The 18,632-nt window shown below is 43.7% G+C and carries 17 protein-coding genes; 10 read left to right on the forward strand and 7 right to left on the reverse strand.

Going from position 1 to position 18,632, the window contains the following annotated elements; all coding sequences use genetic code 11:
- Positions 1–5: 5 nt before the first annotated feature.
- A complete protein-coding gene (locus SIO70_RS30620) occupies positions 6–806 on the reverse strand; it encodes an enoyl-CoA hydratase/isomerase family protein (RefSeq protein ID WP_320577332.1) in 801 nt (266 codons plus the stop codon).
- Positions 807–878: 72 nt separating this feature from the next.
- On the opposite strand from SIO70_RS30620, the gene SIO70_RS30625 reads away from it, so the two are divergent.
- From SIO70_RS30625 to SIO70_RS30650, 6 genes are all read left to right on the forward strand, one after another.
- Positions 879–1,247, forward strand: a complete 369-nt coding sequence (locus tag SIO70_RS30625) for a helix-turn-helix domain-containing protein (protein WP_320577334.1) — start codon at positions 879–881, stop codon at positions 1,245–1,247.
- Between the two features lie 276 nt (positions 1,248–1,523).
- Complete coding sequence (locus SIO70_RS30630) at positions 1,524–2,489, forward strand: hypothetical protein (protein WP_320577336.1); 966 nt, start codon at positions 1,524–1,526, stop codon at positions 2,487–2,489.
- A complete protein-coding gene (locus SIO70_RS30635) occupies positions 2,428–3,234 on the forward strand; it encodes a zf-HC2 domain-containing protein (RefSeq protein WP_320577338.1) in 807 nt (268 codons plus the stop codon). Before SIO70_RS30630 ends, SIO70_RS30635 begins: the two co-directional genes overlap by 62 nt.
- Before the next feature lie 410 nt (positions 3,235–3,644).
- On the forward strand, positions 3,645–4,637 hold the full coding sequence (locus tag SIO70_RS30640; RefSeq protein WP_320577339.1) for a hypothetical protein: 993 nt from the start codon (positions 3,645–3,647) through the stop codon (positions 4,635–4,637).
- Positions 4,637–4,897 carry a hypothetical protein gene (locus SIO70_RS30645; RefSeq protein ID WP_320577341.1) on the forward strand — a complete coding sequence of 87 codons (261 nt, stop codon included), beginning with the start codon at positions 4,637–4,639 and terminating at the stop codon, positions 4,895–4,897. Before SIO70_RS30640 ends, SIO70_RS30645 begins: the two co-directional genes overlap by 1 nt.
- A gap of 167 nt (positions 4,898–5,064) precedes the next feature.
- Positions 5,065–6,087: an alpha/beta hydrolase gene (locus SIO70_RS30650; protein WP_320577343.1), complete on the forward strand. Its 1,023-nt coding sequence runs from the start codon at positions 5,065–5,067 to the stop codon at positions 6,085–6,087.
- A gap of 61 nt (positions 6,088–6,148) precedes the next feature.
- Here SIO70_RS30650 and SIO70_RS30655 read toward each other — a convergent pair whose 3' ends face one another.
- From SIO70_RS30655 to SIO70_RS30670, 4 genes are all read right to left on the reverse strand, one after another.
- Positions 6,149–7,312 carry a M14 family metallopeptidase gene (locus SIO70_RS30655; RefSeq protein ID WP_320577345.1) on the reverse strand — a complete coding sequence of 388 codons (1,164 nt, stop codon included), beginning with the start codon at positions 7,310–7,312 and terminating at the stop codon, positions 6,149–6,151.
- A gap of 5 nt (positions 7,313–7,317) precedes the next feature.
- The gene (locus tag SIO70_RS30660; RefSeq protein ID WP_320577347.1) at positions 7,318–8,784 is read right to left on the reverse strand and encodes a RagB/SusD family nutrient uptake outer membrane protein; all 1,467 of its coding nucleotides are present in this window, start codon (positions 8,782–8,784) and stop codon (positions 7,318–7,320) included.
- Between the two features lie 12 nt (positions 8,785–8,796).
- Positions 8,797–12,210: a TonB-dependent receptor gene (locus SIO70_RS30665; protein WP_320577349.1), complete on the reverse strand. Its 3,414-nt coding sequence runs from the start codon at positions 12,208–12,210 to the stop codon at positions 8,797–8,799.
- 94 nt (positions 12,211–12,304) lie between these two features.
- Positions 12,305–13,399 carry a FecR family protein gene (locus SIO70_RS30670; RefSeq protein WP_320577351.1) on the reverse strand — a complete coding sequence of 365 codons (1,095 nt, stop codon included), beginning with the start codon at positions 13,397–13,399 and terminating at the stop codon, positions 12,305–12,307.
- A gap of 101 nt (positions 13,400–13,500) precedes the next feature.
- Between SIO70_RS30670 and SIO70_RS30675 the strand changes: the two genes are divergently transcribed.
- The 3 genes from SIO70_RS30675 (at position 13,501) to SIO70_RS30685 (ending at position 16,955) form a co-directional block, all read left to right on the forward strand.
- A complete protein-coding gene (locus tag SIO70_RS30675) occupies positions 13,501–15,654 on the forward strand; it encodes a cellulase family glycosylhydrolase (RefSeq protein ID WP_320577352.1) in 2,154 nt (717 codons plus the stop codon).
- A gap of 59 nt (positions 15,655–15,713) precedes the next feature.
- Positions 15,714–16,298 carry an RNA polymerase sigma-70 factor gene (locus tag SIO70_RS30680; protein WP_320577354.1) on the forward strand — a complete coding sequence of 195 codons (585 nt, stop codon included), beginning with the start codon at positions 15,714–15,716 and terminating at the stop codon, positions 16,296–16,298.
- Between the two features lie 66 nt (positions 16,299–16,364).
- Complete coding sequence (locus SIO70_RS30685; RefSeq protein ID WP_320577355.1) at positions 16,365–16,955, forward strand: phosphatase PAP2 family protein; 591 nt, start codon at positions 16,365–16,367, stop codon at positions 16,953–16,955.
- On the opposite strand, the gene SIO70_RS30690 is transcribed toward SIO70_RS30685, so the two are convergent.
- A complete protein-coding gene (locus SIO70_RS30690; protein ID WP_320577356.1) occupies positions 16,952–17,338 on the reverse strand; it encodes a hypothetical protein in 387 nt (128 codons plus the stop codon). The two genes, SIO70_RS30685 and SIO70_RS30690, sit on opposite strands and share 4 nt — an antisense overlap.
- Positions 17,339–17,546: 208 nt before the next feature.
- Here SIO70_RS30690 and SIO70_RS30695 point away from each other — a divergent pair, with 208 nt between their 5' ends.
- A complete protein-coding gene (locus SIO70_RS30695; RefSeq protein WP_320577357.1) occupies positions 17,547–17,708 on the forward strand; it encodes a phenolic acid decarboxylase in 162 nt (53 codons plus the stop codon).
- A gap of 75 nt (positions 17,709–17,783) precedes the next feature.
- Here SIO70_RS30695 and SIO70_RS30700 read toward each other — a convergent pair whose 3' ends face one another.
- On the reverse strand, positions 17,784–18,599 hold the full coding sequence (locus SIO70_RS30700) for a hypothetical protein (RefSeq protein WP_320577358.1): 816 nt from the start codon (positions 18,597–18,599) through the stop codon (positions 17,784–17,786).
- Positions 18,600–18,632: the final 33 nt, after the last annotated feature.

Here is an 18,632-nt window from a genome sequence, read left to right on the forward strand (position 1 = left end):
TTTTTCTATTTTATACTCCTGAGTAGCGATTCTATTTCCAATTCTCCTGCTACTGTTTGTGCTCCATTTTCCATCGCCTTTTTCATGATCTCTGCGGTTCGCGGCGTGAATGCCAATGCAGCCCACCCATCATTCTCTGCTTTAAAGCCTGCTGCCAATACTTTCTTTGTTGTGGAAATGATTCCTTCTTCTAAGGCAGCTATGTTTTGTGCCAGCTGGTCTACGAAGGCGTCAATTTCGGCATCAGGCAGGGCACGGTTGATCCAACCATATTGCGCAGCGGTAGCGGCGTCGAAAAGATCAGCACCTAACATAATTTCCAATGCACGGCCACGGGTCATTTTTGCAGGAAGGTATTGGGTAGCGCCACCACCGGGGATAATGCCCATCAATGCTTCGCATTGTGCAAGCTTTCCTTTTTCTAAAGAAGCAAAACTCATATCTGCTGCGGTAACAAATTCAGCGCCACCACCACGGGCAATACCTTTTAGTTTTACGATAGTGACCTGCGGCAAGTTTCTCAGCATTTCGCCAACTGCCTGAAATATATTTAATCCTTCGGGCGCTGTTTGCAGTAATTCATTCAATACATCCTGTTCATCGAGAATATTGATATCTACGTGGGCAATGAAGAAATCGGGGTTCGCACTGTCAAAGACGATTACTTTTACATCATTGGATAATCCATGGAGGACTTCCTTTAAAGATTTCATCAATGAACCACTCAGTACATTCACAGGTGGATTATTGAAAGTAATATTTGCGACTCCGTTTTTTATGTGCAGATGTAATAACTTTGTTGTCATTTCAGAAAAGTTTTAGCAAATGTAATTGCAGTATTGACTGAGATTAAAACTGCTATTGTAAACTATAGCAATATGGAAAAGAAAAAACCGTACATCTGTACAATAAAGGATGAGAAGGAAATCAGGTATGCGCAGGATGCACTCTATGTGTTGAGTGGAAAGTGGCGAATACCTGTTGTATTAGCGTTGCATAATGGTTTGCGCAGGTATAGAGAGATTGCGCAAAGTATTCCGGGGATCACTTTTGCCATGCTGTCAAAAGAATTGCAGATGATGGAATTGAATAACCTGGTTGAAAGAAGAGAAGATCCAGATTTTCCCAGGAACGTAGAATACAGGCTGACCGCCTATTGCGAGTCATTGTACCCGATTGTGGAAAGTTTGATCCACTGGGGAAGAGAACATCGTAAAGTGATTAGTACTTCCTCAACTTGTAACTGATGTTTCCACAAAATGTGACTGGCGACAGTGCGCCATTGCACAAAATACAATTATCTGATTATTACTAATTTGGATAGTTTCTCATCCAATTAAAAACCTGTTTGTACCGTGGAATTTCACATGTGATTTATCTAATATGCAAAAGATAGCTTTTGCAACAGGCCATTGACTATCAATCATCTTCATTTTTTGCCAGCTCATACGGCATACTTATTGGCTAATTCCTCAATGCGTTTTTTTCCCATATATTTCTATTTGTAAATATTAATCAGAACTATGCTACATCAACTTGCAAATATAGCAGACCATGAGCTCATGGCCAGAGCAAGAAAACTGAAAGATGAGGAAGCAGCAGGAATTTTACTTGAGAGATATAGCCATTTACTGGCGGCGGTTTCCTTGCCTTCTTTAAACAATTACGATAATACCCCTGATGAATTTTTCCCTTCTCTTTTAAAACGGCTATTTAAAAGTTTGCATACGCAGACGATTCCTAAAATAGGAGAATGGATGCAGTTTTTTATTAAGTCACAGGGAAACAGAGAGGCAAGGAATACGTATTATTTTCCGACTTCTGCATCCAGCGATATCACACGGTTGGAGAATAAAGTGGAGAAGGCGAATAGCCATCTGATGCAAAGGAAGGAGTTGTCTTTGTATATGAAAGCAGCGTTTGATGAGTTGGAATCATCACATAGGGAGATGTTGAAGGAGTTTTATTTTGATCAGAAGACGTTTGCAGAGATAGCGGCAGAGAGGGAGTATACAATGGATAAGATCAGGAAACTGATCAGGAGAGCGAAACAGGAATTGGCGTTAATTATTTTGGAAAAGTTGGAATATGCGAAGGTGAGGCCGATAGAATATGTGAATGTAGAAGAGGATGTGAAAAATGCAGACGAGCATGAAAAGACGAAAGTGGTGAAGCGGAATAAGAAGGTGAAGATGATAGCCGAAAATGGGAAGATGGAAGTTGTAAAGATCGAAGAAGATGTGAAAGTAGCATACGCGAAACCTGTGAAGAGTGCAAAGCGTGGATATGCGAAAGCCGCAAAGCAAAAGCAGGACGCGCAACAACCAGCGAACGTAGAAGAATTAGTAACAACTTTAGAACAACCAAAACCTATCAAACAGGAACCAGCTTTAATGCTGATCGTTGAAAATCCCGAAACACAAGACTATGCAAAATTTAGACAACAAGGACAAGATATTAAAGATCTTCAGCAGGGTTCGTTGTTTTAGTAAAGACCAGCTCCCCCGCTATGTAGATGGCCGTTTAACCCACATGGAAAAACACCTTCTCGAACAACACCTTGTCAATTGTGAACTATGCAGTGATGCGGTAGAGATTCTCCAAAAACCAAAATACCACGCGCAATACCAGGCTATGAGTCTGAAAGTTCAGGAACTCATTCGTAGTAGTAGTGATATTGCACCTGTGTTTGAAGTAGAACGTTATCAAAAGAAGATTGAAACGCAGGAAAGATTCCTTACTTATTTTTGGAGTGTAGTGGCAGCAGCGATCGTAACCGGCATTGTTTTTCTGGCTGCTCAACAGGTAAAACATGAAAAAATTCATCCGGCTATTGCGAAAGCCGAACCTGTGGCTGCTTCTATTGGAGTAGCGCAAACGGATGCCGGAACGTCACTTACAGATATCGGCACAGCGCATACTGATGTGGTGACCAGTGATGATAGTATTACTGCAGCGCCACCACCGGTTATAGCTGAAGCCGGATCGGATCAATCTCTTTATAGAACTGCCATGGCTTATTATTTCAAAGGAAACCTGGATGAAGCCATGCCAATATTTACAAAATTAATGACAGACACCGCCACCAGCTATGGAGAATTAGCGAGATATCAGCTGGCCATGTGTTTCAAATATAAAAAACAGAAAGCCCAGGCAAGACAACTATTTAAAGATCTGGTGAAGACGGACGGGCGAATGAAAAAGCGTGCACAGTTGGCATTGAATAACCTGTAAATATATGGAGGCTGCCTCAAAAGTAATGTTGACTTTTGAGGCAGTCTCCCCTTTGTATTATCTAAGAATACCCCTAACCAAGAATCGGCTGGAATAATTATAAGGAGCGATTCTTTGAAAACGTAAAAGGGATCAATGTTTTGAAGCTCCGTCTCAGTGCAGGTTCCACGGGGAACCAAGGCATAGATGCTTACCAATCGCTGGCCAGGATTACCTATTACCCCTATAATTTCCCAGGAACGGTGGTGCCAGGTTGTGCCCGGGTACGGCATCCACAAAAACCTAACCTGGGGAAAAACCTTCCAGGTCAATGGAGCACTGGATGTATAACAGGCTTCGCAGTGCGTAGATATATTTATTAAAACCGAAATGCCCGTGGAGTTCTGCGGGCTTTTCCTATTTTTGACCCTATGTCACAGGAATTAGATAAGCGACCAGGGGAACTCAGTATCAAAAAATCCAGCCTCAGCAAAGAGCAAAAGACCTTTAATAAACTGATTCAGCAAATTGCCACACTCCGGCAGGAGTTGGCGGAGCTGACGGCTGTACTGGATAAGCAACGCCAGCATTATATCAAATTTATCTACCCATTCATACAACAGCTGACTGATTTGCGGGGCCAACTGGCGGTGTTGATGAATGGGTTTATGACTATTTCCAAAGGCTTGTCTGACCATGAAAAAGAAGACCTGCGGTTGTTGATCCTGCAATTATTAAACGACATCTTCAGGTATCAGCAGGCGGAGCCGGAGGGGGAATTGCTGGATATATTCAATGCCTTGTCAGAGACCTCCTACCATGATATCAATGAAGCGTATCTGACTAAACTGAGAGCTGCGGCGGCGAGTGATGAGACTTTGCCGGCACCTGTCAGTGCGACAAAACGGGAACGTTATAAAGAAGAAAAGGAACGGCTGCTGGATGCATTGCGCAGGAAGAATATTCAACAATTGTACAGGCAACTGGCTAAGTTTTTTCATCCTGATCTGGAACAGGATCCGACAAAGATACAATTGAAAGAAGAGTTGATGAAGCAACTGGTGATAGCGAAAGAGAAGGAAGACCTGCTGACCATGTTACAACTGGAGATTCAGTGGATTGAGCAGGAAGACAGACATCCTGATTCGCTGACGAATGATAAGTTACACCTGTATAATACCACGCTGAAAGAACAGGTGAAAGATTTGCAGGAGCAGATCAATTCGCTTTTCAATCATCCTAAATATGAGTTTTTGCAAGGGTTTGCAAAAACGCCGCAAAGTGCGAGGTTCATTGATTGGAAGAGTGAGAAGAATAACCTGGATCATCTGCTGTATGGGTTTAGAGATATTATCAGCGGATTATCGCAGGATACGAAGAGTGCATTGAAGGTGCTGAAAAGTGTTTTAAAGCATAATACCTGATGAAGTATCTATTTTTTATCCTTATTACCTGTTTATTATTTTCCTGCCATCAAAAAAAGGATCCGGAGATGGACTCGCAGGCTGGTTATTTTAATGCTGTTGCTAAGAATGATATTCCATTGCCGCCACCTGCGTATGGAGATTGGTTATATAAACATAAAGAAAAGGGACAAAATCTCGAAGCTTATCAGGCCACTAAACCGGTAACTGATAAGCCGGTTTCCCACCAGCGAAACATCAAGGCCATTAACAGACAATGACTTAACTACCTGATAGCGACTCTGATCAGCACTCTCATTTACGAAAAAGAGGAAATGACTGACTGGACCTATTATCAGCTTTACCATACAAATATTCTGTTTCACCCCGATTATAGATATTCTCTCTGGAATTTTTATTTTCTTTACTGATATAATAATTTACTACCATGAGAATGTTCGTAATCGCCCTATTAGTACTCTGTTGTAGCTGCAGAAAATCGACCACTACTCCAGTTACAAACACTGATGATGATCTGACTGGACCAGTATCACGCCCCAGCAGTGGGTATGGTGCAGATGGCAGTTATACGGTGGACAGTGTAAGCTTTGATAGTCCTACCTATACTGATAAGAAAGTCACCATATTCTACCCAAAAGAAGCGACGGGGCCAGTGCCTGTTATTTTTTATTCACATCCTTATGGAGGTGAAGAGGTGTCTTATAATATAGGCTTGTACAATTTTATTGCAAAGAAAGGTTATGCAGTGGTGTTTGCACCTTATCCTACCACAGGTGTAACGGTAGATTCAAGGTATAATACTTTGTGGCAGAGTTTTCTGAAGGCGGTGAATGACTATCCCAATATTATTGACACTAAGAAGGTGGGATTTATGGGGCATTCTTTTGGTGGTGGTGCTTCTTATGCATTGGCATATAAAGGATTTGTAGACAATGGATGGGGTGAAAACGGCCGGTTTATTTTTACCATGGCTCAGTGGTATTCTTATAATATTACCGATACACAATTGCAAAGTTTTCCTTCCAATACGAAATTGATTTCAGAAGTATATAATGATGATGTGACGAATGATCACAGGATGTCGATAGATATGTTTAAGCATATCAATATTACGGATGCGGAGAAGGATTATATTTTAGTGAAGCAAAGTGTGGTAGATGGATATACTTATACTGCTGCCCATGATTTGCCGAATACAAGAACTGCTTATGATGCCTATGATTATTATGTGGTGTATAGATTGTTGGACGCGATGATAGATTATAGCTTTAATGGAAATGCGAATGCGAAGAATACGGCATTAGGCAATGGATCATCTGCACAGGCGACCCTCCCACAGGGCATGACGGCGCTGGAAGTAACGGATAGTCCGGTGGCGGGGTTTGCGCAGAGTAAGTATTTATTCCCGTGCGGATCAAGCGATAATCCAAGGATTTCAAATTGTGAATAAAAAACAAATTCCTGTTGCTGCCTGTAGCAGCAACAGGAAACGAGTACCTGCGGTGGCTTTCTTAATGCAATAATCTGATCATGACTTCGGCCGCTACCCGGCCTTTCATCTTTAGTTGATCCCTGCTGGTGTTATCTCCCACTTCATACGTCAATGCTTCTGCCCCCAACTCGCGGGAGAGCCAGCTTTTGGAAACATTCCCCCCATTACCACTAGGCTTTACCCTGGCTTTGAACCCGGGTATCGCCTGCTGGAATTCCTTTAACCACTGAAGGGTAAACCCCGGCCTGTTCGTATGCACTGAATCTTCATTGATGTAAAATACATCCCTGTATGTAGAATGAAAGTCAAGACCGAAATACACCTTCGCCTCCTGTACAGCAATGGTCTTTTCCAGGTAGTCTTTTACCGCTTTCGTTTCAGGTTGTCTGAATTTATCCCAGTCACGATTCAGGTCCACACCACCCAGGTTATGCCGCCAGTCTCCTTCGTCCACCCCATCCGGATTTAACATAGGCATGATCAGGATCTCATATTGCTGACGAAAGCGAATCGCTTCCGGCGTATTGGCAGTTACCACCCGAACGAATTCCTGCATAGCAAAATAACCGGTTACCTCCGGCGGATGCTGACGGCTTAATACAACTATAAGTTTTTTGCCATCACTCCCTGTTGTGTGCAGGGCCACGATTGGTTTGTGCAGAATGCTGTAACCAATAGTTTCGTGTTGCACATTGGGCAGACTATCTATCCAGTTGTACACCGCAACAGAAGGAATCACTTCCTGTGCTGCCACTATAAGTGAATCGGGAGATGTCAATAACGTGAACCATGCTTTTGTACTGTCTGCCGAAAGACGTACCTGTGTCGTATCTATCCATTGCCGGCCATCGTTGCTGATTTTAGGATCATAGCGATGTTGCTCTTTATCATAATCTAAACAGAGATGTATGCGACCAGGCCGGTCTGTCCATACACTGAATGCATACCAGGGACTTGGATTGATGGGTGCATTTTCAGGAAGAATGGTAATCTTAAACGTACTATCATCTACCTGCCTGATGTCATTCGCCCGGGCACCAGGAAAACGGTTGCTGAAGTGTACGCCCCCTTCAAAATCATACTCCTTTCTCACCTGCATCTTTACCTTCAAGGAGGAGGATGTTACCTGCTGTGTACCCTTACAGGCACACAACAGGAATAGCATATAAAATAGTCTTTTCATTTTCTTTACAACGGGTTTTGCTCCATCAATGGATTCGCATTCATTTCATCATCAGGTATCAGGAACTGCCAGCGTTTGTCACCTGCATCGACTGACAATATATTGGCCAGTGCAGACGTGTGATTACTGTTCGTTCTGTCCAGCGCACTATTGGTACGTTTCAGATCCAGGAACCGGAAACCTTCTGCCCACAATTCTACCCTGCGCTGTACCATAATCTCATCTAACAATGCCGTGCCTGTACTGGTAGTTAACTGGTATTGCGGATCCCTGTTTACTGCTAAGGTATACAATGCTGCTGCTGCTTCCGCATCATGCCCACCTTCTCTTGCCAATGCCTCTGCTGCTATGAGGTACATTTCTGCTGCACGCATGTAAGGAATAGCACCTGCTGTAGAGTTGATATCGGCTACGAGATATTTACGATGCATATATGCTTTGCGAACCCCATTGTTCACAATCGGAAAGGCTGTATTCTTACCTGTAGAATCCCAGAGTCCTTTACGAACATCGGTGGCTGTGATCTTTGCATATAACAGTTTATTGATGGCTTTCGGATTGTTTTTGGTGTGTGAGGAGCTGTAAAAGTTAGCCGACATATAAGTATAGAATGTGCCATAAGTATATAGCTGATCTGCCAGCTGATTGATACCCCACATCCATTCATCGTTAGAGATATCGGTGAAGCCTGCCATGTAAACGGTATTCGTCTTCAGCGGGAAGCCATTCAGTGCCTTCATCGCATAACTGGCTGCTGTTGCATAGTCCTGCATGGTGAGTGCCACTCTTGCCTTCAGTCCTTCGGCTACATTCAGATTAAAGTGTGTTTTAACTGTACGTGCTGCTGCATCGCCGAATAAGGTGATAGCTGCATCCAGGTCGGCATTGATCTGTGTATACACTTCTTCTACAGTGTTACGGGCATGGGCATCCGTGTTGCTCGTGGTCATGATGGGTACGCCTAACTGTGTATTTTCCTTACCTGCATCATACCGCTCCCCGAATAACTGTACCAGGTAAAAATGCCCCCATGCACGCAGGCTCAGGGCTTCTGCCTTAATGCGGTTCTTTTCACTCGTCTCTCCTTCTACGGCATCGATGTTGTTGATAATACTGTTTGCATTGGAGATGATGATATAATAAAAGCGATAGGCAAAGTATGTCAATGCACTGGAGGCGTCGCGATGACTGTTCCATTTATACGCTTCCCTGAAATAAGAGGTACCTGCTGCCGTATGTACCACATCGTCTCCCATCCAGTCGATATTGATCATCATGGCACCCTGCCCGTCTTCTGACTGGCCTGCGTACTGTATATACAGTGCACGATATATACCATTCAATGCCTCTTCTGCATTGCTGATATTGCTGAACACCACCTGATCGGAGATGGCATCTGTAGGTGAGGTATTCAACTCTTTTTTACAGGAAAAAAGGGTGATGGCTGCTATTATGAAGATGTACTTTTTCATGTGCCGGAAAAATTAGAGTGAGAAATTAGCACCGATTGAAATGATGCGTGCCGGTGAATAAGTAGAGGTAGATGAGATCACACCTGTAAATGCTTTAGATGGATCCATCCCTTTCATAGAGGTGAGCATAAACAGGTTCTCGCCTGACACATAGAACTGTGCACTGCGCACGCCTATTCTTGACAGCAGCTGCTTAGGCACCATGTACCCCAGCGTAGCTGATTTTAAGCTCAGGTAAGATCCACTCATCAGCCAGCGGTCACTGTTCGATGCATTGAATGCACTGCCCTGGCTATTGTCCATACGCGGTACATCGGTGATATCTCCTTCTTTCTGCCAGCGCTTTAACTGATCTTTGTGTAGTGCATAACCGTAGGTAGTGCCGGAGCCCATCAGGGTGGCGTATTCTCCATTATATACTTTTCCACCCAACTGATATATAAAGGTGAATTGCAGGCTGAAATTTTTGTATTTAAATGTATTGGTAATGCTACCATAGAGGTCAGGTATTGCACTGCCGGCGTAATGATAGCGGGCATTGTTCTGATCTGTGGTTACGGTATCTCCTTTGTCATTGACAAAAGTGGTCGTTGTATTATCAAATGCATCTGCTTTGTAAAGGGTGGCACCGTTTGCAGGATTTACACCATACCAGTCACGCAGCCAGAAGTCATAGAGAGAATGACCCACTTTACGCTTTTTGCTGTCTGTGATAATTTCTTCCTGTGGCAGCTTTGTGATTTTGTTTTTGAAAGTGGTTGCATTAATGCCCAGGTTCCAGCTAAAGTCTTTGTGACGGATCACATCGCCGGACAACTGGATCTCTATCCCCCGGTTGTACATGCTACCAATGTTCTTTGCCTGTGTTTCCACACCGGAGGTAACGGGTAAGGGGACATCAAAGAGGAGATTGCTGGAACCACGGTTGAATACTTCGAATGTACCGGAGAGCCTGTTTTTGAAGAATGCAAAATCAATCGCCGCATCCAGGCTATTGCTGGATTCCCACTTCAGGTCAGGGCTGGCAATGGTCGATTGCAGCAAGCCCGGTTCTGATCCATTGTTATACCCAACGGAATACAATGCCTGGTACAGGTAGTAACCTGACAAATCATCTGAGCCTACCTGTCCATAAGATGCTCTTAATTTCAGCTGATCTACCCAGTCTGCTTTGAAGAAATTCTCTTTATTGATTTCCCACCCTGCACTCAATGACCAGAAATTTCCCCAGCGGTTTTCCGGGGAGAACTTGGATGATCCATCTCTGCGGAAGGATGCTGCCAACAGGTATCTATCAGCATAGGCATATTCTACACGGGAGAATAAACCTTCTGTACGATAGGTATTGGTATATGAACTCAGGTCGGCCAGCGTCGCGAAATTGTCTAATTCGGTAGAGCCTTCTACGATCTGGCTGGTTCTCTGTCCATACAGGTAATTGTATTGGTAGCGGTAATTTTCATGACCTAACAATACTTTGATACCGTGCTGTCCTAATTCTTTGGAGTAGTTCAGTAACTGGTTGAAGTTAGTGGTCGTCGTAATTGAGTTGGTACGATATGCACGACCGGAGCCCACCGCATCGCCAATCTCCGCATTGTCATAAACAGAGGAGAGGTAGTTGTTCACTGCACTGCTAAAGTTGGTGGACAACTTGAAATCTTTCAGAATAGTAATTTCAGCAAAGGTATTGCCTGTGAGCATATTCCTTTTCAGACGGTTCTGATTTAACACTGTTTCTGCCAATACATTTCTGCCAGTAAATACGGGACGCGCAGAACCCGCATCCCATACTTTCTGACCGGTAGCATCTTTTACATATGCACCATCTTCATCGTGTTCGTATACAGGATAAACAGGGCCCATTCTCAGGGCGATATAAAATGGATTTTCGTTGAGACCACTTCCGGTATTTGCCTGATCGGAAGACACCATTGTACCAGCCAGGTTCACACCGGTGCGGAACCATTTATTCGGAGTAGCTGTTGCATTTACACGGGCAGCAGCTCTTTCAAAGTTAGAGCGGATGGAGAAACCATCATCTTTCAGATAGCCTACAGACATGTAATAAGTGCCTTTATCACTACCGCCGCTTACATTGAGGTTATATTCACTACGTTCTCCATTCCGTTCCAGCGCACGTTTCCAGTTGCCATAATCTACATCGTCTGCATATAGCAGTTTTGCATCCGGGTTCAGTGTACCATCAGTGAGTACGATCTGATCGTCGGCTACATTAAAGGGATTATAACCCAATGCTGATTTGATATTGGCAGAAGCAGCGGTGCTGGCGTCTGTTATACTGGAACCGCTGGAATACACGAGGCTGTTGCGATAAGCTTCCCATTCCAGTGGATAGTAATCTTTCGATGTCACCCTGTCATAATCAGGGAAAGCTTTGGAGCTAAAGCCATGTGATACATTGGCGTTCACCTGCATGCTGTTCTTCTTTCCTTTTTTGGTGGTGATGAGGATGACCCCATTGGCGGCGCGGGCACCGTACAAGGCTGCAGAAGAAGCATCTTTGAGTATAGAGATACTTTCGATATCTGTTGGATTGATGCTGCTCAGCGCATTGTCATAAGGTGCGCCATCTACTACATACAACGGTGCATTACCGGCGTTTACAGAGCCAAAACCACGGATACGGATATCTGGTCCATCTCCGGGTTGACCACCGCCAATTGTTGTTTGTATACCCGGTGCTGCACCGGTAAGGGCGCTGGCCAGGTTGGTAACAGGTCTGTCTTCAATTTCATTTGCTTTGACCTGTGCCACAGCATTGGTCAGGTTTTTATTTTTCGAAGTACCATAGGCAATGACTACTTCTTCCAGTTGTTTTGTCTCTGGCTGTAGCGTTACATCCAGTGTGACTTTGCCGGCGATGGACATTTCTTTTCGTCCATAGCCGACAAATGAAAAGATCAATACGGCATGTTCATCATTGACAGTGAGGGAATAATTTCCTCTTGCATCTGTCATAGTGTGTACACTGGTATTACCTTTTACACTGATGGTGACATTCTGCAGTGGTACACCACCTTCGTCCGTCACCTGTCCTTTGATGGTGAACTGGTCAGGAGTGGCCATCATCCATTCTTTCTTGTCGTGCTCCTTCGATTTGATGAGGATCATTTTGTCGACAATATCATAGGATAATGGCTGGTTGTTAAAACAGAGTTTTAATACTTCCTCGATGCTGGCTGTGTTCGTGCTACAAGTCACGGGTTTAGACTCTTTCATGAGTTCTGCGGTGTAGAGGAAATGATAACCGCTTTGTCTGGTTAGTTCTTTCAATACTTTTTCGAGTGGCGCATCCTTTACTGACAGCACAATTCTTTGTTGAGGTGATGCCATGATCGGGATTTGCAGGAGGATACATACTAACAGCAGCAGACAGCTACTGGTAATTCTTCTAAATGCCATAGCGATGATCATTTGGTTGATAAAAATGCAATGTCCTTTAGCACGCCGGCGTGCTATTACAGCTGATTAAAAAATTGGTTGATTTGCTTATCGTTTACTTTCCATTTGTTACTGTTAACTTGTGACCTTCCATTGAGAATGTTACCCCGCCGGTAACAGTTAGCATATTTAAGACCTGCGCCAGTTCCACATTACGGGGGATAGTTCCGTAAAAGTGTTTGGCGGGTAGCTGATAGTAACTGACCTCTATATTATACCATCTTTCCAGTTGTCGGAGTACCTGTTCCAGAGAAGTATTGACAAACTGGAACTGACCGTTTTTCCACGCCAGTACCTGTTCTTCATCCATCTCATCTGCCACGCGCAGGTCATTATCTGCCCATGCCTGCTGGCCGGGTTTCAGGATACAGGTATGTTGTGCATCGCTGACTTTCACGCTGCCTTCCATCAGAGATACGATTCCTTTGGGCTCATTTGCATAGGCGTTCACGTTAAAGTGGGTACCGAGTACATCGATGTTCATTTTGTGTCCTGTAATTACTTTGAATGGGTGTGCCGGCTGTTGGGCCACTTCAAAGTAGGCTTCACCAGTGAGTTCTACGATCCGTTCATTTCCAAAGCGAACCGGAAATCTCAGTGTAGAAGCGGCATTGATCCATACTTTGGTACCATCAGAAAGTACCAGTGCATATTGACCGCCTTTAGGAATATTGATGGTATTATAAACAATGTTGCTTCTTTCGTCGGTGCCTTCGTAGGTCAGCTGACCGTGTTGACTGGTAATCGTTGTATTGCCCTGTTTTGCCAGCGTACCGTTTTGCAGACTATCCAGTGTCACGACTGAACCATCGGATAATGTGAGCGTAGGTTGGGTGCCACCGGGAAGTATGTGCGGAATACTCATTCCAGTAGTTTTCACCTCTTTTGCTGGATGCAGGAAGTAAAAAAGACCTGTTCCAATAAGCAGGAGAATGGCTGCTGCTGCTGACAGTATGCTGAAGATCCGGGTCTTTTGGATGCGGGGGAAACTACGTACTTTTATCACAGACTCCTCTCCCATAGCGGGATCCCAGGGAAGGTTCAGCAATTCAAAATCATCCTGGTAGGCATGCAATTGTTCCAGTTCTTCGCTATTGCAAAGTCCGGCATCATACTTTTCATATAGTTTGAGATACTCTTCCCTGGTCATACTTTAATAAAGAGACAAATGGTGGGAAGACACACACATAGTTTTGAAGATTTTTTTTTAAATTTAAGTATTGTTTGTTTTCACTTTTTAATTCCACTTTTATGAAGACCCTAACTATACTATGGTTGTTCCTTGTATTTTATTTTGCTGTTCATGCGCAGGTACCCTGGCTACATGTAGATGGTAACCGGATCAAAGACTCCCTTGGTAATAATATTACCCTGAGAGGTGTATCTATTCTGGCGCCGGAACATAATAATGAATGTACCACCTGTAATACCAAACCTATCAGTGAAATGCTGGAATGGCAGGCGGATGCCGGCAGAGGTTGGCAATCCCGCGTTGTACGGTTGCAGGTGACGTGTGCCAAGGTGAGCGATCCGGCACAGAGTTTTGCCGATATTATAGATCCTTATGTACAGCAGGCGATTGCTAAGGGATTGTATATTATCGTGGATCTGCATTTTGTTTCTAATTATGGTTCAGGTGGGATACCGCAGGTATTAGTGATGAACTTCTGGAAATATGTGGCGCCAAAGTATGCGAATACACCGAATGTATTGTTTGAAGTATATAATGAACCGATTAACCCGGATGTATGGGCGACCTGGAAGAGTTATATACAACCAGTGATTGATACGATCCGGGCAGTGGCGCCTAAAAATATTATCCTGGTAGGTGGACCACAATGGAGCACGCGTGTAAACAGTGCTTTGGCCAGTCCAATGACGGGTACGAACCTTGTATATGTATATCATATATATCCTAATCAGGGAGCAGCAACGACGACTAACCTGAATACGAAGTTTGGTACGGCTGCGCAGACCATTCCGGTGATGGTGACGGAATTTGGCTGGAATGATAATAGTAGTTATTCAGATGCTGTGACACATGGTACAACGACTGCGTGGGGAACGCCTTTTAGAACTTATATGGATGCGCATCCGGAAATAGGCTGGACCGGGTATATTTTCGATAACTTCTGGAAACCGCAGTATTTTGATTGGAGCTGGAACCTGATGAATGGAGAGAATCAGGGGCAGTATATGCAGCAATGGTTTATTGACACACAGAATTCCGGACAGCCACAGTCAGGCAGTCTGAGAGCATATGGGGTGTCTCCTACTGCTATTAATCTGGCGCTACCTCCTGATTCAGTAGGTGAGTTAAAGCGTGCGACCATAAGTGGCGGACCTTATACCATCATTGATACAGTGCTTACGACTAATTATTCTGATACGGGATTAACAGCCAACACGACTTATTATTATGTGTATGGAAATAGCGGGGAAGTTTCTGCTACTACTGATCCTGTCGGTTTTGCACCTGATCTGCCCATGTACTTAACAAGTGAGGCGGGGAATCAGGTGGTGCAGTTAAACTGGTGGAAAACTGCCGTAGGGGCTACCAGCTACAATGTGTACAGAGCTACAGCAGCAACAGGACCTTATACATTGATAGCTTCGGGCATTACAGGCACTACTTATACAGATGCCAATGTGACGAATGATGTGACTTATTATTACAGGGTATCCTCAGTATCTACGGTAGAGAGCGCATTGGGACATGTGGTGGAAGATATGCCTTCGGCCAATATTGTTTTTGTGGATAATACGGGTGCGGTGGCAACAGGTACCTGGAGCAGCAGTACTTCATTACCGGGGTATTATGGTACGAATTACATGGTGGATGGGAATACAGGCGCTACCGGCGGTAAGAGTATGCGATATTCTCCTGATCTGGCAGTAGCAGGTACATATGATGTGTATATGCGATGGTCTTCCGGTACTAATAGAGCTTCCAATACGCCTGTGGATGTAAATTATTCAGGTGGTAGCAGTAGTTACATCATTAACCAGCAAATAGATAATGGGGTGTGGAAATATTTAGGTACGTATGATTTTGCAGCAGGAACAACCGGGAATGTGTTGATACGAAATGATTCTGCGAATGGGTATGTGATTGCAGATGCGGTAAAGTTTGTGCTGCATCCTGAGGAGGTACCAGCTTCTTTTATGAAACGGGTTGCCAACAACTCATTGGTGATTTATCCTAATCCGGCTACAAATACCATTCAATTTTCAGGAGTGGATGTGAATGGGAAATATATTACCGTATACGACCTGAAAGGTGTGCGAAAGATGGCGGTGGTAGGGCAACAGCAGACGCTGGATATCTCTGCACTGCAACCGGGTATGTATTTCGTGGTGATTCATGGGGCGAAAACGGTGACGGGGAGTTTTATCCGGAATTAAAAGGTGGTGGGTTGTCCTGATTATGATTTTCTGTTGAAAACTCCTATCTTGATTCTGTTATGTTTAATGATCAGACGGCAGATGAAAATTTATGGGAGGCAATACAGGAGGGGCATGCAAAAGCTTTTTCGCTTTTGTATGACCGGTACTGGTATAGGGTGTATACGACTGCATTTCATCATCTGAAAGATCAGGAGACCTGCATAGAAGTAGTACATGATATTTTCCTCAATTTATGGCAGAAGCGGGCGCAGTTACAGATACAGTCTTTTCCGGCGTATCTGACAACGGCGGCCCGTTATCATGTGTATAGAAAGGCGCATCAGCAGCAACAGCAGCGGGTGACTTATACAGATACGCTGGAATTGCTATCGCAATCTGAGGAGCGGAATACGGCATTGGATAAATTGCGGGAGGCAGAGTTGGAAGTGAGGCTGATGACGGCGCTGGAAGGATTGCCCAAAAGATGTAGGGAGATATTTTTGATGAGCAGGAAGGAGCAACTGACGAATGAGGAGATTGCGGGAAGGTTGGGGATTAGTAAGCGAACGGTGGAGAATCAGTTGACATATGCGTTGGCGACACTGAGGGATAAGCTGAAGGATTTAATTGTGTTGGTGTTGTTGTATCAGCAGATGAAGTAATCTAAATACCCCCCTGAGAATGTTCGCTTTATTATATCCTCCTACGAAATAACTACATTTGTACCCATGAAATGGTACATCATTCCGGCATTGTTAATCTTTTTACACCCTGATACATTTGCCCAATCAAAATTACAACAGTTTGATGATCGTGTGCTCGAAGATCTGGCGGCTCACCGTACGCCGGGGCAGACAAAGATGTGGCGCACTATTTCCAATATGAATGATTATGTAGATGTGGGAATACCAGTAGTGGTATTGACAGCGGGGTTAATTAAAAACGACCCTGACATGAAGCAGAACGCCCTGTATATTGCAAGTAGTACAGCGACTACTTTTCTTCTGAATACGCTGATTAAAGTAATCGTAAAGCGACCCAGACCCTTTGTGAGTAATGTAAGACTGAAAGCAGTGTACGAACCGACATCCTATTCATTTCCTTCTGGTCATACTTCTTCTGCTTTCAGTGCTACTACGGCGCTGGCCAGGGCATATCCCAAATGGTATATCATAGCGCCTTCCATGGTATGGGCATCGGCGATAGGCTATTCCAGAATGTACCTGGGGGTACATTATCCTACGGATGTAGCTACGGGTGCGTTACTGGGTGTAGGTACTTCGTTTGCCTTAGGATTTATACGCCCGGGCATGCATTAAAAATCTGCTTCTTTTTTAAATTCTTTGTCAGCGAAAAACTTCACGCTTAATTCATATTGCAATATTTCATTGACGGCAGCCATTGCTTCGCGTGAAGGGTCGTCAGAAAGATTGTCTCTTGAGTACCAGACGATGCCGTTTTTTTCCTTCAATTTTTTCAATTGATTGTCCAATTCGGTGATGGTGGCCTGAGTGCCATTGGCGAAGATGGTGCCGTTTTTCTCGACGTACACTTTCAGCACATTTGCATCCTCAGTTTGTTGTGCAATGGAAGGTGCAGATTCCAGGATGAAGGTACTGTCGTTATTGGCAGTATCTATAGCTTGTTGCCTGCAACTCGTCATTAGCATAAATGCTGATGCGAAAAGGATGGTATATTTCATAGTCTCAGAATTCACGTTCGTATTAGGCCTTTCGATATGCTAAAATTGGAGGGTCAAATATAGTATATAAAATTTAAATGTGAAGGTTTGGAATTAATGATTGAAATTATTTTTGAGTGATATTTAACGAAGAACTGATAAGAAGAAATTCATTTTTCCCGATATGTCCCTTAAATGATAATACAAATTGTATCATATCATACAACAGATGATTGACCATATACAACTTGCGGATGATGTGTATAAGATTGTATGGACAGAACCTACCGGTACTGATGTAGGTGTGAATTGTATGCCTGGACGGGAAAAGCTACATGGGGTGATTTTCTTTCCTAGTGGGGTACATGAGCATCGCATTATAAGGGGATGACAGAAGATATCAGGTCTGGTAAGTGACATTTTAATAATTTTAAAGGCTTTTGCCTGGCGGCAAAAGCCTTTAAAATTATTTTTCTTTTATCAATGTGTACACTTTATCTCCATAAGTTTCAAATGTGCACGCTTTTGTTCTGCTATTCTCTTGTAGACATTTTGTTTTAAAGATCGTCAGCGTATCCATAAAAAACTTATATCCATATTTCTCCCTTTTATTCTCCGAAGTTTGGAATTCAATATAATCCACATCATTATTTATCTCAGCATACCAATCATCAATGATCGGCGTATAATGGGTAAAAAGATCCAACCCTGCAATGGTATCATTCTCTCCAAACACCACTTTCTTCCCATCTTCCAGGTGATAAGTACCACTGAATAACAACTCTTCCAATATTCCCCAATCTGGTTTAGTCACATCGCCCTTCACTAATTTATAGAGATAGGTATCGCGAATTTTGATCCTTGTAGGAGAAAAAATCCGGATAGTATCAGCATTCTTTTTACTACGGTCAGGGCTGGTAAACAGGTATTGATCCCCGCTTTTCACAACTACTATATCTGCTTCGCCATCATGGAAACCACCAATATACCTGGTCACCATCAATGTGCGTGCTGGGATCTCCAGACAACTAATACTATCGGCCCTGCAAAGACGAGGGGATTGTGTGATATGCAGGTCATTCACATATCCTTCATTCACCCATATGCCGGCGAAACTAAGGGCGGTATCCAATGCTTCATAGTTACCTACGGAATCCAGCTCTGCTACAGGGGGTGCGGATTCGGTGGCGGTTTCAATTTCAGATTCAGGTTTACTGGCAACTGAGTTTTTACAAGCAATAAACCCCAAGGTAATTCCAAGGATAAATAATGTGTATCTCATAGCGAACCACAAGATAACATATTTTTATAATAT

The sequence above is a fragment of the Chitinophaga sancti genome, from assembly GCF_034087045.1.
Taxonomy (GTDB): domain Bacteria; phylum Bacteroidota; class Bacteroidia; order Chitinophagales; family Chitinophagaceae; genus Chitinophaga; species Chitinophaga sancti_B.

Bases quoted from the DNA above. Each gene is read 5' to 3' on its own strand.
- SIO70_RS30630 (WP_320577336.1), top strand. From the start codon at position 1,524: ATGCTACATCAACTTGCAAATATAGCAGACCATGAGCTCATGGCCAGA.
- SIO70_RS30690 (WP_320577356.1), bottom strand. From the start codon at position 17,338: ATGAAATATACCATCCTTTTCGCATCAGCATTTATGCTAATGACGAGT.
- SIO70_RS30665 (WP_320577349.1), bottom strand. From the start codon at position 12,210: ATGGCATTTAGAAGAATTACCAGTAGCTGTCTGCTGCTGTTAGTATGT.
- SIO70_RS30650 (WP_320577343.1), top strand. From the start codon at position 5,065: ATGAGAATGTTCGTAATCGCCCTATTAGTACTCTGTTGTAGCTGCAGA.
- SIO70_RS30640 (WP_320577339.1), top strand. From the start codon at position 3,645: ATGTCACAGGAATTAGATAAGCGACCAGGGGAACTCAGTATCAAAAAA.
- SIO70_RS30655 (WP_320577345.1), bottom strand. From the start codon at position 7,312: ATGAAAAGACTATTTTATATGCTATTCCTGTTGTGTGCCTGTAAGGGT.
- SIO70_RS30660 (WP_320577347.1), bottom strand. From the start codon at position 8,784: ATGAAAAAGTACATCTTCATAATAGCAGCCATCACCCTTTTTTCCTGT.
- SIO70_RS30620 (WP_320577332.1), bottom strand. From the start codon at position 806: ATGACAACAAAGTTATTACATCTGCACATAAAAAACGGAGTCGCAAAT.
- SIO70_RS30675 (WP_320577352.1), top strand. From the start codon at position 13,501: ATGAAGACCCTAACTATACTATGGTTGTTCCTTGTATTTTATTTTGCT.
- SIO70_RS30670 (WP_320577351.1), bottom strand. From the start codon at position 13,399: ATGACCAGGGAAGAGTATCTCAAACTATATGAAAAGTATGATGCCGGA.
- SIO70_RS30695 (WP_320577357.1), top strand. From the start codon at position 17,547: ATGATTGACCATATACAACTTGCGGATGATGTGTATAAGATTGTATGG.
- SIO70_RS30685 (WP_320577355.1), top strand. From the start codon at position 16,365: ATGAAATGGTACATCATTCCGGCATTGTTAATCTTTTTACACCCTGAT.
- SIO70_RS30680 (WP_320577354.1), top strand. From the start codon at position 15,714: ATGTTTAATGATCAGACGGCAGATGAAAATTTATGGGAGGCAATACAG.
- SIO70_RS30635 (WP_320577338.1), top strand. From the start codon at position 2,428: ATGCAAAATTTAGACAACAAGGACAAGATATTAAAGATCTTCAGCAGG.
- SIO70_RS30645 (WP_320577341.1), top strand. From the start codon at position 4,637: ATGAAGTATCTATTTTTTATCCTTATTACCTGTTTATTATTTTCCTGC.
- SIO70_RS30700 (WP_320577358.1), bottom strand. From the start codon at position 18,599: ATGAGATACACATTATTTATCCTTGGAATTACCTTGGGGTTTATTGCT.
- SIO70_RS30625 (WP_320577334.1), top strand. From the start codon at position 879: ATGGAAAAGAAAAAACCGTACATCTGTACAATAAAGGATGAGAAGGAA.